Here is a 15,689-nt window from a genome sequence, read left to right as displayed (position 1 = left end):
CGCCGACCGCAAGCCGCTAGAGATCGAGACTGGCCTGTCGCAATGGCAGGGCCCGCGCGCTCTCGCCGGAACGAAGCTCGCTATGGCGCACGATCGCGGCGCTCATGCTGACCCGATAACGTTCGCTCAGCGCGGTCGCATCGAGCTGGCGCACCGTAGGTGTATCCGGGATCAGGAAGGCGGCCGCATAGCGCCGCGCCTGATATTCCATCGACCGGAGCTTCGCCGAGACCCGCTCGGCCCGCCCGCCGGTCGGCGCGCGATTGAGATTGCCGTCATGGCCGAGCAGTGCGTGGCCGACCTCGTGTGCGACCGTCATCAGCGCTCTGCCCTCGCCTCGATTAGCGGCCTGGAACACGGCCTCAGGGATCAGCAGGCGCTTCCCCAGCGAATCCCACTGCGCCTCGGCCTCGCCGAGCGAACCATCAGGCACCCGCTCGTAGGAAAACTCCGGGTAGCGCGCCTTGAGCCTGGCCAGCAGCGTCATGGCATCGACGGCCTGATCGTCGGCGAAGCCGAGTCCGCGCCGATGCGCCAAGGCGCGGGCGTCGATCTGGGCGTCGGTGAGGAAGGCATGGCGCATCGGCAGGCCTCCTGAGCCCGTCGATTATAGGCCGCCTGCCATGTCGCCTCAATGAAGGCGTCCGTCTCTTTGCCTTGGCGCAATTCCGGACGCAGAACCGCTACGCGCTTCTGCTGGAATTGCTTCCGCTCGCCAGGATCGCCTCGACGATCTCCTGCACGTTGAGCGCCTCCTCCAGAGTAGCGAGCTGGTGAGCCTCTCCACGCGTGAGCTTCGCGACGCCTTCAAGCTGCCGCTTCAGCGCTACCGGCCGTGCCTCGAGCTGCGTCAACGCATCGGGAGCGCGCTGCCAGGACCCATCCGGCTGGCGCTGCTCGGCCAGTGACCAATCGCAGAGCCTTACCGCTCCGCCATCGCCTTCGAGCATCCAGATGTTGTGATCGTCCTTCTGGGTCGTACCGACACTGCCGACGAGCGTCACCGGAATGTCGCCGGCCATCAGCCGCGCCTCGATCCGACGTTCCGACTTGCCCGTTTCCGGGAAGGACGCGCTCGCCTGCAGGCCGTGCAGCGCCCCGCCGAGCCGGCGGCTCAGGAAGAGGAAATGCGAGACGACCTCGCGGGTGAAGCCACCCTGTTCGCGCCGGTCAAGCCAGCCGGCCGCATCGGCCTGCCAGGAGCGCGGCCAGGTCGCGAAGGCGACCTCGATCGAGATCCGACGATTGTTGTCGACAGCCCCGGCCTCGATCCAGTCCTGCAACTGCGCAATCGCAGGCGACGAGGCGAAGGGGAAATTGACTGCGCCGCGCGATCCCGCCTCGGCGACGAAAGCGCGGGAATCGGCGACGTCGATCGCGAGCGGCTTCTCGCAGAATACGGTTCTGCCAGCCGCGAGCGCGGCGCGCGCATGGCCGAGATGCGAGGCGGGCGGCGACGCGATGTAGACGCAGTCGCTCGCCGCGATCACCGCAGCGGCATCGGCCAAGCGTGCGACCTGCGGCAGTTCCTGTGCGATCCGGGCCATGGCCTGCCCCGACGGGTCCCAGATTCCAGTGGCACGCACGAGCTCGGGCGATTGCGCCAGGATCGCGCGCAGCATGCGTTCGCCCATGATGCCGGCGCCGATCAGGCCGATGGAAACGGGTTCGGACATGGGAATTCTCTCATCGCAAGGGGATGAACGCCGCATAGCAGCTCGGCGGCGGACGCGGCTAGCCCGCCAGGCGCTCGCCGCTCTCGCCCAACTCGACCCGGTTCCGGCCCGAGGCCTTGCCGGCATAGAGCGCCGCATCGGCCCGCCGATAGAGATCGACGGCCGTTTCCTGGCCGTCGAAGCCGACGGCCCCCATGCTGACGGTGATGTATTGTGCCGTCGGCGAGGCCGCATGCTCGATCCTGAGCTCGGCGATCGCCTGCGCCGCCTGCTCCAGTCGCTCCTGCGCCTTCTCCGGCGTGGTGTCGTAAAGGAACAGGCCGAATTCCTCGCCGCCCAGCCGCCCGACCATATCCATCGGCCGGCGCAGCGTGCCGTCGACGGCGCGAGCGATCAGCGCCAGGGCGATGTCGCCGGCCTGATGACCGTAACGATCGTTGTAGCGCTTGAAATGGTCGATATCGAGCACCGCGAAGACAACCGGCACGCGATCGCGCCGCGCCTGCAGCAACGCCATGGCGACATGCTCCTCGAAACCACGCCGGTTGGCGATCCCGGTCAGCGCATCCGACATCGCCCGGCTGTGCAGCATGCGCCGCAGCAGGAACTGGTCACGCTCGGCCCGCTCGCGCAGCCAGGCGCCGACGGCGCTGACGAAGACGGCGAAGAACAGCAGGATCGACAGCCGGCCATGTTCGGCCAGCTGCGCCGGCTCGAGCATGACCAAGCCGAGCACGGTGGTGAACATGGCGATCAGCAAGGCGACGCCGAGACTCTGCAGGAAGGTCAGCCCAACCGGCAGGAACACGGCAGCGATGATGACGAGCTGGGCGATGTCCGCCTGCGGCAGGCCGCGCAGCTTGTACATATTGGCGATGAAGGCGCAGGTCACGCCGATCAGCGCCAGCGCCAGCATGGTGAGATGGTGAAAGGAGCGCGCCTGCCGGTTGCGGCGCACGATCCAGACCAGCCGCAGGATCACGGCAAGCGTCCCCAGCCGGAGCGCGATGGCGATCACGACCGAACCGTCGCCGCTTGCGATCATGGCGAGATCGTCGAGCCGCGTCAGGTCGAGCCCGATGAAGGTCAACCAGATGCCGAGTGCCGTGATCAGGCAGACGAGCGTGCTGCTGCGCTGTCCGGTGCGCATGTGCTGCCGATACTCGCGTTCCAGCGTGGGCTCGAAACCGAGGCCATCGAAGCTGCGCGCCGGCGCCGCGCCGCTTGGCGCTTCGCTCGCCGATTCGGCGTGCCTGGAGATCGGATCGTGGCGTGGGGCGTGCACGCGCAGGAAGATGGCTGCCACACACTAATTTCGCTTTGACGCATCGCCGACGGCACACAGCTTTCGCCGCACAGGGTTTCGCGTCTCTCTTCGCGATGCGGCTCATTTGAGCGAATCCGCCGATCGCAAGGCGCTTGACCCTCCACCAGATGGAGACGCTAGGACGGCTCCATGACCACGACCGACCAGCGCTACACCATCGGCGAGCTCGCCCGCCTCTGCGGCGTGCCCGTGCGGCGCATCCGCTTCTATTCCGACAAGGGACTGCTGCCGCCGGCAACCCGCACCATGGCGAACTACCGCGTCTATTCCGACGCCGATGCGGCGCGCCTCGACCTGATCCAGGCGCTGCGCGCCATGGGCACGAGTCTCACTGCGATCCAGGGCATCCTCGCCCGCAAGGGCTCGCTCGCCGAGCTGTTGGCGCTGCGGCTCTCGGCACTCGAGGCCGAGATCGCCGGCAAGCGCCGCATCGCCGCGACCCTGCGCGCCGCCCTGCGCAATCCCGAACCCACCGCCGAAGACATCCGGAGATTATGGACCATGACCAATCTGTCCAACGCTGACATGCGGGCCCTGACCGAACGCTTCTACGACGAGGTCACCGGCGACAGGATGAACCCCGATTGGCGGCAAAAGGCGATCGAAGCCGGAGCGCCCGAACTGCCCGATGATCCGACGCCGGAACAGATCGACGCCTTCGCCGAGCTCAGGGCGATGCTGAGCGACGAGACCGTGATCGCCAGTGCCAAGGCCGACGCCGCGGCGATGTGGACGCCGGAGTTCGACCCCGCCGCCTATCATGCCGCCGCCGAGCGCATCTTCGCCGAGATCCGTAAAGCTATGGCAGCTGGTGAAACTCCAGCTTCGGCCACCGGCCGCGTCATCGCCCAGGATTGGCTGGATGCCTCGGCCAAAGCGATGAAGCGCGAGCCGGACGAGAGTTTCCGCGTCTGGCATCTCGATCAGCACCGTCGGCACCATGACCGCTCGCTGCGCTACCAGCAATTGCTCGCAACCCTGCGCGGCGAGGACGCGCCCGGCCAAGAATGGTGGTGGATCAACGAGGCGATGAAGGCGCTGGTCGTCTGAACCCTCGTCACAGGAAGCCGATCCAGCGTCCGGCGACCAGCACGGACAGCCAGAGCGAGGCCGAGAGGGCAGCGAGCAGGCGCACCTTCAGGCCGATCTCGCCGCCGGCCAGCACCGGCCTCAGCCCACGGTGCTGGAGCGCGATATTGCCCAGCGCCAATGCCAGCAGGCCGAGCTTGGCGAGGAAGGCGGTGTTGCCGAGATATTCGCCCGGCTTCACCGTGAACAGCCAGAAACCTGTCGCGAGTGCGAGCGCAAGGCCGCACGCCGCGGTGCGGATCAGCATCGGGCCGATCAGAGGGAGCGCAGAGGCGCGCAGCACCCCGGCCAGCCTGAGATCGAGCGGCAGAATCGCCCCGAGCAGCAGGCCGATGCCGAGGATATGCGCAGCGTTGACGAGGAGATAGGCGGTGCCGGAGCGCTGCAGCAGCACCGCGCCCGGCCAGCTGCCGAGCCAGTCGACGAGCGTCGCCACGGGCGCTCAGTTCGTTTTGATCCGCTCCGGATACATATCGTAGTTCTTGCCGCCGATGGTGATGCGCACCGCCTTCATCTGCTTCTTGCTCGCATCCTGATGGCGGTTGCCGAGCACGGTGATGGCGTCGCCAGGCTTGGCCGTCTCGGCGGTGAAGTTGGCCCGCGCCGTCTGGTTGGGATTGCCGAGGTCGATCTGCCAAAGCACACCGTCCGCGGCCACGACCTGCAGCGTCGGATGCGGCGGCGCCATCGAGATCGAGCGGATCGTGCCCTTGAGCTCGCTCTGCTCGTCGACCGCCCAGCCCCAGCCATGATGCGCCAAGGCCGGCAAAGCGAGAACGGAAACGGCCGCGCCGCAGAGCAGCGCCCGCCGGCCGATCACGAAACAGATCATCGTCAAACCCTCCTGGTTGCACGAACGAGCGGAGGCTAACCCGGCGCTTGCGCCCTGTCGCCGCCAGGCGGATCAAACCTGCGTCATCCGGAGCGCGCCTCGCGCGGATGGTTTGCGCTATGACTGCCGCGCGAATCTATTCCGGAAGGCAGCTCAGGCCGTGGACATCTTCGACAGATTGAAAGCCGCCGCCGCGGCGGACTGGGCATCCTATGTCGAGCACGCTTTCGTGCGGCAGATGGGCGACGGCTCGCTGCCCGAGGCGTCCTTCCGGACCTATCTCGTCCAGGACTATCTCTTCCTGATCCAGTTCGCCCGCGCCTATGCGCTGGCGACCTATAAGAGCCGCAATCTCGCCGATATGCGCGCCGCCAAGGCCGGGCTCTCCGCGATCCTCGACTTCGAGATGGATCTGCATGTCCGGCTCTGCGAACGCTGGGGCCTGTCGCCCGCGGATCTGGAGGCAGCGCCCGAACATCAGGCGACGGTCGCCTATACCCGCTTCGTGCTTGATTGCGGCCAGGCTGGCGACCTGCTCGATCTTCACGTGGCGCTCGCGCCTTGCGTGGTCGGTTATGCCGAAATCGGCACCCGCCTCGCCGCCGGGCTAGGATCGGCGCTCGCGACTCATCCCTATCGCGACTGGATCGGCGAATATGCCGGCGAGCCTTATCAGCAGGTCGCCCGCGACGCCCGCCGCCATCTCGACGCGCTCGCAGCGAGGGCCATGACAGAAGCACGCTTCAGCGAGCTCGCGGCCCTGTTCGGCCAGGCCTCGAGACTTGAGGCCGATTTCTGGCAGATGGGGCTGGACTGGCAGATGGGGCTGGAGGCGAAGGTGCCGGCTGCAAGCTAGCGGCGAAGGTCCATACGACCACCCCACGTTCCAGTCCGCCCTCGCAGCCGCCCCATGCATCCGATGCAGGCCCGTCAGCCCATCGCCGGCCTCGACGGCTGTCCTGCATTGCCGGAAGACCAGTCCAACGCCGCAATCCCTTGGCTCCGTCTGTTCGGATGCCAAAGGGCATAGACACGTCGACGAGGCTGGGGGACCTGGTTTGAAGCTGCCATTGTGGGGGAGCGCCCTGAGTGCGACTCTCCTTGTGCAAGTCGTGAGTTCGTTGGCCGGTGCCGCGATCCCGCTGCTTGGGCCGATCCTGACGCTGCGTTGGGAGCTGGCGCCTGAAAACATCGGCTATGTCTCGGCCGTCGTTTCGGTCGGGATCTGCTGGTTTCTGGCATGCGGCGGCCCGATGCTCGATCATCACGGCCCCGTTCGCACCTTGCAGCTTGGCCTGATCTGCGTCGCCGCAGGCCTGGCGCTCCTGTCGCAGCCAACCATTTCGCTCGGGCTCGCCGGAGCGCTGCTCGTCGGTCTGGGACTGGCGCCCAACACGCCTGCCGGCAGCCAGGTCCTGATGCGCACCGCGCCGGCCGGGCACCGCACGCTGATCTTCTCGATCAAGCAGGCGGGCGTGCCGCTTGGAGGAGCGATTGCCGGCATCACCGTCGCGCCCTTGGTCCTGGCGTTCGGCTTCATCGGCGCGGTTTCGGCCATCATTGCCACCGTGCTTGCCTGCACCGTGCTGGTCCAGACCTTTCAGCCGCGGCTCGATGCGGAAAGGGGACCGCGGAACCGGGCCTGGCCCCGCCTGTTCCTGTCGCCATCGTCGCTGACGAGAGCAGCGCGCATCATCAACGCCCATTCGGGCCTGCCGATGCTCACAGCGATCGGCGTTTCGTTCTCGATCACGCAGGCCTGTATCACGGCCTTCACCGCGACCTACATGGTCGTCCAGCATGGCGCGAGCCTGGCCCAGGCCGGCCTCTACATGTCGGTGCTGCTTGCAACCAGCACGGTCGCACGCATCGTCTTCGGATGGCTGGCGGACCGGTTGGGATCGGGCCTTCTGCTCCTGTGCGTCCTGGCGCTTGCCGCGGGCAGCGCAATCCTGCTGCTGGTGTGGTCCGCAGCAGCAAGCCCCTGGCTGGTCTATGGCTGCATGGCGCTGGTCGGAGCGACATCAATGGGATGGAACGGCGTCCATATGGCCGAGCTCGCCAGGGTTTCACCGCTCGCGAGCATTGGTGATGTGACGTCGAGCGCCAGCATGTTCGGCTTCATCGGCTCGATCTGCGGACCGTTGGTGTTCGCCATGCTCGCCAGCAAGACCGGAAGCTTCACCTGGCCCTTCGTTCTCGTCGCCGGTCAGTTGATCGCCTTCGGGGCGTTCGCCCTTGCCATCGAACGGTTCGTCTACCAATCGCGTAGGTGAGAGGCGCAGTGCGCCCCAGTAGCCCCAGGGCCGGCCACTCGATACCGATAGCTGACGTTCGATACCTCCCACCCGGGACCTTTCGGCAGCGAAAAGCAGACCCTCGGCAATATCTACGACCTTGGCAGTAGACCGACCTGTGCTAGCCTAGATTTAGAGCGGAACAAAAATCCGCCATCGGCTCCGCCGTTGGAAACCTTCGGCGCGGTCGGCCACGCAGGGAGGTGAATGCAATGCGGAAGGCACTTATGGCCGCCGTTGCGGCGTGCGCTTTGATTGCGGCCGGTGGGACCGGCCAGGCTCAAGAAAAACTCAAGATCGGCATGCTGGCGACGCTTTCGGGCGCGCTGACATCGGGCGGCGAGGACGGTGTCCGCGGTGCTCAGATCGCGCTGAAGCAGCGTGGCGGCAAGATCGCCGGCCGCGAGGTCGAGTTCATCATCGCGGCGACCGACGCCAGCCCGGACTCGGCGCTTCGTGCCGCGCGCAAGCTCGTCGAGCAGGACAAGGTCCAGCTCATCCTCGGCCCGCTCTCGGGCTCCGAGGGCATCGCGATGCGCGATTATTCGAAGACGGTTCCCAACGTTACCGTCGTCGATGCGTCTTCGGGAGCGCTCGAGACCACCTACGTCAATCCATCGCCGAATTACTTCCGTTTCAACAGCAACGGCGCGATGTGGATGGCCGGTCTCGGCGACTACGTCTTCAAGGACAAGGGCTACAAGAAGCTCGCCGTCATCGGCGAGGACTACTCCTTCCCCTATACGCAGGTCTTCGGCTTCGCGCTGGGCTACTGCAAAGCCGGCGGCCAGATCGTGCAGCGTCAGTGGGTGCCGCTCGGCACCAAGGATTTCGGCTCGGTGATCGCCAATATCCCCGATGACGTCGACGCGGTCTTCCTCGCGCTCGGCGGCGGCGACTCCGTTAACTTCCTCAACCAGTACGGTCAGACCGGCGGCAAGGCGAAGTTCGTCGGCGGCTCGATCATGGTCGACCAGACCGTGCTGTCGTCGCGCGGTAACGCCAAGCGCCTGCTCGTCGGCACGCCCTCCTCGGGCGGCGTCGCCGATGCCTGGGACGATCCGAAATGGAAGGCCTGGGTCAAGGCCTATCAGGACGCCTTCCCGGCGGATAAGCGCTTTGCCAGCCCGTCCCTGTTCGCAACAAATTATTACAATGCATTCACTGGGATGGCCACGGGTCTTGAGAAGGTCAACGCCGACCTCTCCGACGGCGGGGCCAAGCTCCGGGCCGAACTCGCCAAGGTCGAGCTCGATGCTCCGAACGGGCCGATCAAGCTCGACGATGACCGCCAGGCGATCGCGACGACCTTCATCACCGAAGTCGTCGAGACGCCGAACGGCGAGCTCACCAATAAATTCGTCCGCACCGTCCCGAATGTCTCGAAGACGATGGGACTGTCTGCCGAAGCCTTCAAGGCGGTTGGACTGCCCTCACGGACCAATCCGGAATGCAAGCCGTAGTCGCCAGCGCCTGACTCCCGGGAAAGGACGCGACAGGAATCGCGCCCTTTCCCGCCTGCCGTCCCGTTCCGGTCGACGATGTCGCGCGCGATCCACGTGCGCCATCGGGTGAAGGCTCACCTGATGAGGCAGCCTTGACCCACCGGGCATTGCTACGCGAGGAGCCATGAGTCGCGCAGTCGCGGTCTGCCACGGTCCGTTCGGACGGGTGTCGATCTACGATCTCGACCGCCCACTGGTGGTGCATGCCCACCGGGAAGCTCACCTGATCTTCTTCCTCGACGGCTCGCGCGGGCTCGTGACCGTCAACGACTGCACGGTTCGGGTCGATCCGTTCATGGGCGTCGCGATCAATCCCTGGGAGCCACATAATTTCCAGCCGGAGCAGCCGGGTGCCTTCGGGCTCTTCCTCGTCGTCTATCTCAAGCCGGAATGGCTGGCGGCGCAGGCGATGCCGTCGGCCGGTTCGCTGGTCTTCCCGTCCTCCGAGCTGGTCATGACCCGCGAGCTCGCTGCTTGGCGCGATCAGGCGGTCGAGATGCTGCTGTCGCAGCATCGCGAGCTCAACCTTGCCCCGGTGCTCATGGCGCTGGCGCAGGCCTCCAGCGAACCGATCGGGCCCGAACTCGCCTCATCGCTGCTGCATCTCTCAGCGGAAGGCGCGGTCGACCGGCGCGTGCTGCGAGCCTGCCGTTTGCTGGAGCAGCGCCCGTCCTGCGAAGGCGCTCTCGCCCGTGTCGCGCGCGAGGCCGGGCTGTCGCGCGCCCATTTCTTCAAGCTCTTCCGCGAACAGGTCGGCGTCACGCCGACCGTCTTCGCCAACACGGTCAGGCTCGACGCAGCGCTCGACCGGATCGTTCTCTCGAGCGATCCGGTGACCAGCATCAGTCACAGCCTCGGCTTCTCCGGCCAGAGCGTGTTCACGCGCTTTTTTACCGCCCATATGGGCATGGCGCCGCGCGACTACCGGCGCGTGCTACGCACCGTCGGCCTGCCGCAATCGCAGGCGAGCCATGTCTGATTTCATCGGCCGCCGCCCGGTCTGGTCTCTGGTCATCCTGATCGCGGTTGCCCTCCTCGCCTTCCTGATCTTCGCGGTCTGGACGCCGTGGATGGAGCTGACTTTCGGCCGGAAACGCGTCTTCCTGAGCGCGCTCTTCAACGGCATCACGCTCGGCGGGCTCTATTTCCTGGTCGCCAGCGGCTTCACGCTGATCTTCGGCCTGATGCGCAACGTCAACCTGGCGCATGGCTCGCTCTATCTGTTCGGCGGCTATGTCGGCTACAGCATCGGCAACCTGACGAATTCCTGGTTCGCCGCGCTGATCGCCGCCTTCGTCATCGTCGCCCTGGCCGGCATGCTGATGCAGGTGCTGCTCTTCCGCTGGATGGAGGGACAGGATCTGCGCCAGACGCTGGTCACCATCGGCCTCTCGATCATCGTCGCCGACCTGCTGCTCTGGAGCTATGGCGGCGACACCTTCCAGGTGACGACGCCGGACTGGCTCTCCGGCCCGATCCAGCTGCCTTTCGTCGTCGCGCTGCGCAGCGATGGCGAAGCGGTGATGATGATGTATCCGCTGGTCCGCATCGCCATCCTGATCGGCGCGATCATCTTGGGCGTCGCGATGTGGCTGGTGCTCAACCGCACCCGCATCGGCATGCTGGTGCGCGCCGGCGTCGACGACCGCGACATGCTCTCTGCGACCGGCGTGCGCGTGCAGCTCGTCTTCATCATGGTCTTTGCCTTCGGGGCCGGGCTCGCCGGCCTCGCCGGTGTCGTTGGCGGCACCTTCCAGTCGCTTCAGCCCGGCGAGGACACCAAGATCCTGTTGTCCTCGCTCGTCGTCGTCATCGTCGGCGGGATGGGCTCGATCCCCGGCGCGGCGATGGGAGCGCTGATCGTCGGCCTCGCCGAGCAGTTCGGCTCGGTCTACATGCCGACCTATGCGGTGATGCTGACCTTCGTCATCATGGTCGTCGTGCTGGCGATCCGGCCGCAGGGCCTGGCGGCGGTGAGGCGCTAAAGATGGCGCTCGCCGAACCCCGCCTCGCAATTGCGACCCCGCGCCCGCGCGAAGGGCTCAGCGAGGCGATCGCCCGGCAGGGCACGGCATTCTGGATCGTCGCCGCGCTGCTTCTGGTGATGCCGCTGATCGCCAATCCGTTCTGGCTCGTCCAGATAATCGCCTACGCGATGATCCTCGGCATGATCGCACTCAGCCTGATGTTCCTTGCCGGCTATGGCGGCATCGTCAGCCTGATCCAGATGACGGTCGCAGCCTTCGCCGCCTATCTCGTCGCCATCTTCGGCGACAGCGCCATCACGCAGATCAGCCTGAAATGGCCGTGGTGGACGGCGGTGCCGGTCGCCATCCTGCTGGCCACCCTGTTCGGCACGCTGGGCGGCATGCTCTCGGTCCGGACCGAGGGCATCTACACGATCATGATCACGCTCGCGATCGGCTCGGCCTTCTATTACCTGACGCTGCAGAACTACACGATCTTCAACGGTTTCAGTGGCTTCAACGGGGTTCTTCCTCCGGTCTTCCTCGGGGTCGACTGGGGCAGCACCGTGCCGTTCTATTACCTGACGCTCGGCTGCGCCGCCCTCGCCTATGCGGTCGTCGTCTATGTTTCGCGCGCGCCCTTCGGTCTTGCCTTGCAGGGCACGCGCGACAATCCGCGCCGCATGGCGGCGCTCGGCTTTGACGTCGTCGCCCATCGCATCGCCGCCTATGCCTTCGCCTCGGTGATCGCCGCTTTCGCCGGCGTGCTGCTGGTCTGGTATCAGCGCCAGGTCTCGCCAGGGACGGGCGGTGTCGGGCCGGTGGTCGACATGCTGATCATCGCAGTGGTCGGTGGATTGAGCCGCCCGATCGGTCCGTTCATCGGCGCGCTCGTCTACGTGCTGCTGCGAACCTTCGCGCTCGATCTGCTCGAAGGGGTCGGGTTCGAGGGCAAGCGCTATCAGCTGCTCATCGGCCTCGGCTTCCTCGTCATCGTGCTCTTCTCGCCTGACGGGCTGATCGGCATCTGGCAGCGCCTGCGCGAGCGCTATCGCAAGGGCCGCGAGGCGCAGGATGCGCAGATGCGAGCCGGTGGAGGCGCGCCATGAGTGCGGTGCCGAGCCTGGAGCGACTGAACAGCACCAGCTCGGGCAATGCGCTCGAACTGCGCGGTGTCTCGCGCCTGTTCGGCGCGCTGGCGGCCCTCTCTGACGTCACGCTGTCGGTCCGTCCCGGTGAGCGGCGGGCGGTGCTCGGCTCGAACGGCGCCGGCAAGACCACGCTGTTCAACTGCGTCACCGGCGATTTTGCGCCGAGCTCCGGCGTCATTCGCTTCTTCGGCGAGGATGTGACGACCTTCCCGCCACATGAGCGTATCCGACGCGGCCTTCGGCGCACCTACCAGATCTCCTCGCTCTTCGCCGGGCTGACGGTGGTCGACAATGTCTATCTCGCCTGCCGCGGGGTCTCGCGGAACCGCTTCTCGCTGCGCCGGCCGCGCCGGGACGACACGCTCCAGCATGCTGCCGAGAACCTGGTCGATGCCGTCCATCTCACGGCCGTCAAGGACAGGCTGGTCGGAGAGCTCGCCTATGGCCAGCAGCGCCAGCTCGAGATCGCGCTCGCCCTCTCGGGCGCGCCGCGCTTTATCCTGTTCGACGAGCCGGCGGCCGGGTTGTCGCCGACCGAGCGGCAGGATCTCGTCCGGATCCTGACCTCGCTCCCGGCCCATATCGGCTACATCATCATCGAGCACGACATGGACGTGGCGCTGCGCGTCGTCGAGAGCGTGACGATGATGCACAACGGCCGCATCTTCAAAGAGGGCCGGCCGGACGAGATCGAATCCGATCCGGAGGTGCAGGAGCTCTATCTCGGGGGCGGTCATGGCTGAGCGCCTGAAAGCCCCGCCCGCGGCCGGCATACCCGTCCTGCAGATCGCCGGCCTCAACGTCTTCTATGGCCGCTCGCACGCCGTGCAGGGCGTCGATCTCACGCTGCAGCACGGCGTCCTCTCCGTCGTCGGTCGCAACGGCATGGGCAAGACGACCATGTGCAAGGCGATCATGGGGCTGGTGCCGATCTCGTCCGGCTCGATCCGCTTCTTCGGCGAGGAGATCGCCGGCCGTTCGCCGGCGGAGGTGGCGCGGCTCGGCATCGGGTATGTGCCGCAGGGCCGACGGCTCTGGCGCTCGCTGACGGTCGACGAACACTTACGGCTGATGCAGCGCGGCAAGCGCGGGACCTGGACGCCGGAGCGCATCTACGAGGTGTTTCCGCGCCTGGCCGAGCGCCGCAACAATGGCGGGGGCCAGCTCTCCGGCGGCGAGCAGCAGATGCTGGCGATCAGCCGGGCGCTGCTACTCAATCCGCGCCTGCTGATCATGGACGAGCCAACCGAGGGGCTGGCACCGGTCATCGTCGCCCATGTCGAGGAGATGCTGGTTCGGCTCGCCGACCAGGGCGATGTCGCCATTCTGGTGATCGAGCAGAACATCGGCGTCGCCACGCAGATGTCCGACCCCGTCGCGATCATGGTCAACGGCCGGATCAACCGCATCATCGCCTCCGCGACGCTGGCCGGCGACCGCGAATTGCAGCAGCGCCTGCTCGGCGTCGGCCGCCATGGCCACGACGAGACTGACGCGGCCTCTGACGCGGCGCGTCCCGGCGCGGCCGCGGAGGCCGCCTCCCCCGCTCTGACCGGGCCGATCCGCGTCTATGTCTCGAACCCGGTCATCCCGAACCGCTGGTCGCAACCGGTCCCAGCGGCACGGATCGAGGCCCAGGCCCGCACCATTTCGCGCCCGACATTGGCGACGCGCGATGGCCAGGCGGTCCGGCCGCTCGCGGCTGCGGCGAGCAGTGAGCCTTATGTCGTCGTCGCCGGGACACTCGACACCAAGGGCGAGGAGCTTCGCTTCATCCGCGACCTGGTCCGGTCCGACGGCCTGCGAACCCGCCTCGTCGACCTCTCGACATCCGGCCGCAGCGCCGGGGGCGACGTCACCCCGCAGGAAGTCGCCCTCGCCCATCCGAAAGGCTCGGCCGGCATCTCCTCGGGCGATCGCGGCACCGCGGTCGCGGCGATGACCGAAGCATTCAAGGCCTGGCTACCGCGCCAGCAGGGCCTGCTCGGTATCATCTCGGCCGGCGGCTCGGGCGCGACCGCGATGGTGACGCCGGCGATGCAGGCGCTGCCGGTCGGCCTGCCCAAGCTGATGATCTCGACCATGGCTTCCGGCGATGTGCGCGCCTACGTCGGCGCCACCGACATCGCGATGCTGCACGCCGTCACCGATGTGCAGGGCATCAACCGGGTCTCGCGCCTCGTGCTCGGCAATGGTGCGCACGCCATCGCCGCCATGGCCAAGGCCCGCCTCGCCGAGCTCAAGCCCGAAGGGCCACGCCGCCGGGATCCCGAAAAGCCTCTGGTCGGGCTCACCATGTTCGGCGTGACCACCCCTTGCGTGCAGCAGGTCGCCAAGCTCCTCGCCGCGGAATGGGAGCCGCTGGTCTTCCACGCCACCGGCACCGGCGGGCGTTCCATGGAGAAGCTGGTCGATTCCGAGCTCGTCGGCGCGGTGATCGACGTTTCAACCACCGAGATCTGCGACATGCTGATGGGCGGCATCCTGCCGGCGACGGAGGATCGTTTCGGCGCAATCATCCGCACCCGCATCCCCTATGTCGGCTCGGTCGGCGCGCTCGACATGGTCAACTTCTTTGCGCCCGAGACGGTACCGGAACGCTATCGCGGCCGGCTGCTCTATCCGCACAACCCGCAGATCACGCTGATGCGGACGACGGCTGAAGAGAATACCCAGATGGGCCGCTGGATCGGCGAGCGGCTGAACCAGATGGAAGGGCCGGTCCGCTTCCTGATCCCCGAGCTCGGCGTCTCCGCCCTGGATGCGCCCGGCCAGGCCTTCCACGACCCGGCCGCCGACGCGGCGCTGTTCCAGGCGCTTGAGCAGACGGTGCGCACCGGCCCCAACCGGCAGCTCATCCGCCTGCCGCTCCACATCAACGATCCCGCCTTCGCCGCCGCTTTGGTGCAGCAGTTCCGCACACTGCATGCCGGCCGGCGCCGCGAGCGGGCCGGCGGAGGCAGGTCATGACGAGCTTCGACAAGAAGGCTCTGCTGAAACGCTTCCGGGCGATGATCGCTAGGGGCGAGCCGATCGTCGGCGGCGGCGCCGGCACGGGCCTTTCCGCCAAATGCGAGGAGCTCGGCGGCATCGACCTGATCGTGATCTACAATTCCGGCCGCTACCGCATGGCCGGCCGCGGCTCGCTCTCCGGGCTTATGCCTTATGGCGACGCCAACGCCATCGTCATGGAGATGGCGGCCGAAGTGCTGCCGGTCGTGAAGACGACGCCGGTGATCGCCGGCGTCTGCGGTACCGATCCGTTCCGGCGCATGGACGTCTTCCTCGACGAGATCCAGCGCATCGGCTTTGCCGGCGTGCAGAACTTCCCGACCGTCGGGCTCATCGACGGCACCTTCCGCGCCAATCTCGAAGAGACCGGCATGGGCTTTGGCCTCGAGGTCGAGATGATCGCCCTCGCCAATGCCAAGGGCCTGCTGACCACGCCTTACGTCTTCTGCGAGGACGACGCCCGGGCGATGGCGAAAGCCGGCGCTGACATCATCGTCTGCCATCTCGGCCTGACCACCGGCGGCTCGATCGGCGCCGAAACGGCGCTGAAGCTGAAGGACTGCCCGGCGCTGGTCGAGCGCTGGGCGAAGGCGGCGCTCGCGGTGAAGAAGGATGCGATCATCCTCGTCCATGGCGGGCCGGTCGCCGAGCCGGCCGATGCCGACTTCATCATGCAGAACACGGTCAACTGTCACGGCTTCTACGGCGCGTCCTCGATGGAGCGCCTGCCGGTCGAGGTCGCGATCCGCGACCAGACCCGCGCCTTCAAGCAGATCGGCCGCGCACCCAAAACCAGCAAGCCGGCACGCAAGCCCGGCAAGACGAAATGACCC

At 66.9% G+C, this 15,689-nt stretch carries 15 protein-coding genes; 10 read left to right on the top strand and 5 right to left on the bottom strand.

The window, feature by feature from the left end:
• Nucleotides 1-16: 16 nt before the first annotated feature.
• The 3 genes from BLM15_RS05475 to BLM15_RS05465 all read right to left on the bottom strand — a co-directional run bounded on the left by BLM15_RS05475 (nucleotide 17) and on the right by BLM15_RS05465 (nucleotide 2,982).
• On the bottom strand, nucleotides 17-583 hold the full coding sequence (locus BLM15_RS05475; protein WP_126111102.1) for an ImmA/IrrE family metallo-endopeptidase: 567 nt from the start codon (nucleotides 581-583) through the stop codon (nucleotides 17-19).
• Nucleotides 584-683: 100 nt separating this feature from the next.
• Nucleotides 684-1,676 carry a Gfo/Idh/MocA family protein gene (locus tag BLM15_RS05470; protein ID WP_236846576.1) on the bottom strand — a complete coding sequence of 331 codons (993 nt, stop codon included), beginning with the start codon at nucleotides 1,674-1,676 and terminating at the stop codon, nucleotides 684-686.
• 58 nt (nucleotides 1,677-1,734) lie between these two features.
• Nucleotides 1,735-2,982, bottom strand: a complete 1,248-nt coding sequence (locus tag BLM15_RS05465) for a GGDEF domain-containing protein (RefSeq protein ID WP_126111100.1) — start codon at nucleotides 2,980-2,982, stop codon at nucleotides 1,735-1,737.
• A gap of 150 nt (nucleotides 2,983-3,132) precedes the next feature.
• Here BLM15_RS05465 and BLM15_RS05460 point away from each other — a divergent pair, with 150 nt between their 5' ends.
• On the top strand, nucleotides 3,133-4,053 hold the full coding sequence (locus tag BLM15_RS05460) for a MerR family transcriptional regulator (RefSeq protein WP_126111098.1): 921 nt from the start codon (nucleotides 3,133-3,135) through the stop codon (nucleotides 4,051-4,053).
• A gap of 7 nt (nucleotides 4,054-4,060) precedes the next feature.
• Here the strand turns inward: BLM15_RS05460 and BLM15_RS05455 are convergent, their stop codons facing one another.
• Nucleotides 4,061-4,528, bottom strand: coding sequence for a DUF6644 family protein (locus BLM15_RS05455; RefSeq protein WP_126111096.1), 468 nt, complete (start codon nucleotides 4,526-4,528; stop codon nucleotides 4,061-4,063).
• A 6-nt stretch (nucleotides 4,529-4,534) separates the two neighbouring features.
• Nucleotides 4,535-4,924, bottom strand: coding sequence for a DUF6152 family protein (locus BLM15_RS05450; protein ID WP_126111094.1), 390 nt, complete (start codon nucleotides 4,922-4,924; stop codon nucleotides 4,535-4,537).
• A 160-nt stretch (nucleotides 4,925-5,084) separates the two neighbouring features.
• On the opposite strand from BLM15_RS05450, the gene BLM15_RS05445 reads away from it, so the two are divergent.
• From BLM15_RS05445 to BLM15_RS05405, 9 genes are all read left to right on the top strand, one after another.
• Nucleotides 5,085-5,780, top strand: a complete 696-nt coding sequence (locus tag BLM15_RS05445) for a TenA family protein (RefSeq protein WP_126111092.1) — start codon at nucleotides 5,085-5,087, stop codon at nucleotides 5,778-5,780.
• Between the two features lie 256 nt (nucleotides 5,781-6,036).
• The gene (locus BLM15_RS05440) at nucleotides 6,037-7,200 is read left to right on the top strand and encodes an MFS transporter (RefSeq protein ID WP_164547400.1); all 1,164 of its coding nucleotides are present in this window, start codon (nucleotides 6,037-6,039) and stop codon (nucleotides 7,198-7,200) included.
• A 233-nt stretch (nucleotides 7,201-7,433) separates the two neighbouring features.
• A complete protein-coding gene (locus BLM15_RS05435) occupies nucleotides 7,434-8,684 on the top strand; it encodes an ABC transporter substrate-binding protein (RefSeq protein ID WP_126111088.1) in 1,251 nt (416 codons plus the stop codon).
• Nucleotides 8,685-8,850: 166 nt separating this feature from the next.
• A complete protein-coding gene (locus BLM15_RS05430; protein ID WP_126111086.1) occupies nucleotides 8,851-9,705 on the top strand; it encodes a helix-turn-helix transcriptional regulator in 855 nt (284 codons plus the stop codon).
• The gene (locus BLM15_RS05425) at nucleotides 9,698-10,711 is read left to right on the top strand and encodes a branched-chain amino acid ABC transporter permease (protein WP_126111084.1); all 1,014 of its coding nucleotides are present in this window, start codon (nucleotides 9,698-9,700) and stop codon (nucleotides 10,709-10,711) included. The genes BLM15_RS05430 and BLM15_RS05425 overlap by 8 nt, the downstream gene beginning before the upstream one ends.
• 2 nt (nucleotides 10,712-10,713) lie before the next feature.
• On the top strand, nucleotides 10,714-11,802 hold the full coding sequence (locus BLM15_RS05420) for a branched-chain amino acid ABC transporter permease (protein ID WP_126111082.1): 1,089 nt from the start codon (nucleotides 10,714-10,716) through the stop codon (nucleotides 11,800-11,802).
• The gene (locus BLM15_RS05415; protein WP_126111080.1) at nucleotides 11,799-12,587 is read left to right on the top strand and encodes an ABC transporter ATP-binding protein; all 789 of its coding nucleotides are present in this window, start codon (nucleotides 11,799-11,801) and stop codon (nucleotides 12,585-12,587) included. The genes BLM15_RS05420 and BLM15_RS05415 overlap by 4 nt, the downstream gene beginning before the upstream one ends.
• Complete coding sequence (locus BLM15_RS05410) at nucleotides 12,580-14,814, top strand: ABC transporter permease (RefSeq protein WP_126111078.1); 2,235 nt, start codon at nucleotides 12,580-12,582, stop codon at nucleotides 14,812-14,814. Before BLM15_RS05415 ends, BLM15_RS05410 begins: the two co-directional genes overlap by 8 nt.
• On the top strand, nucleotides 14,811-15,686 hold the full coding sequence (locus BLM15_RS05405) for a phosphoenolpyruvate hydrolase family protein (protein WP_126111076.1): 876 nt from the start codon (nucleotides 14,811-14,813) through the stop codon (nucleotides 15,684-15,686). The genes BLM15_RS05410 and BLM15_RS05405 overlap by 4 nt, the downstream gene beginning before the upstream one ends.
• Nucleotides 15,687-15,689 lie beyond the last annotated feature (3 nt).

The organism is Bosea sp. Tri-49, assembly GCF_003952665.1.
In the GTDB taxonomy this organism is placed as follows: domain Bacteria; phylum Pseudomonadota; class Alphaproteobacteria; order Rhizobiales; family Beijerinckiaceae; genus Allobosea.
The sequence above is the reverse complement of the archived record's forward strand: the minus strand, read 5'-3'. Positions and strand labels throughout refer to the sequence as shown.

Excerpts from the sequence above, each read along its gene's own strand:
- BLM15_RS05460 (WP_126111098.1), top strand. The coding sequence starts at position 3,133 with ATGACCACGACCGACCAGCGCTACACCATCGGCGAGCTCGCCCGCCTC.
- BLM15_RS05450 (WP_126111094.1), bottom strand. The coding sequence starts at position 4,924 with ATGATCTGTTTCGTGATCGGCCGGCGGGCGCTGCTCTGCGGCGCGGCC.
- BLM15_RS05410 (WP_126111078.1), top strand. The coding sequence starts at position 12,580 with ATGGCTGAGCGCCTGAAAGCCCCGCCCGCGGCCGGCATACCCGTCCTG.
- BLM15_RS05420 (WP_126111082.1), top strand. The coding sequence starts at position 10,714 with ATGGCGCTCGCCGAACCCCGCCTCGCAATTGCGACCCCGCGCCCGCGC.
- BLM15_RS05415 (WP_126111080.1), top strand. The coding sequence starts at position 11,799 with ATGAGTGCGGTGCCGAGCCTGGAGCGACTGAACAGCACCAGCTCGGGC.
- BLM15_RS05470 (WP_236846576.1), bottom strand. The coding sequence starts at position 1,676 with ATGTCCGAACCCGTTTCCATCGGCCTGATCGGCGCCGGCATCATGGGC.
- BLM15_RS05425 (WP_126111084.1), top strand. The coding sequence starts at position 9,698 with ATGTCTGATTTCATCGGCCGCCGCCCGGTCTGGTCTCTGGTCATCCTG.
- BLM15_RS05405 (WP_126111076.1), top strand. The coding sequence starts at position 14,811 with ATGACGAGCTTCGACAAGAAGGCTCTGCTGAAACGCTTCCGGGCGATG.
- BLM15_RS05430 (WP_126111086.1), top strand. The coding sequence starts at position 8,851 with ATGAGTCGCGCAGTCGCGGTCTGCCACGGTCCGTTCGGACGGGTGTCG.
- BLM15_RS05435 (WP_126111088.1), top strand. The coding sequence starts at position 7,434 with ATGCGGAAGGCACTTATGGCCGCCGTTGCGGCGTGCGCTTTGATTGCG.
- BLM15_RS05475 (WP_126111102.1), bottom strand. The coding sequence starts at position 583 with ATGCGCCATGCCTTCCTCACCGACGCCCAGATCGACGCCCGCGCCTTG.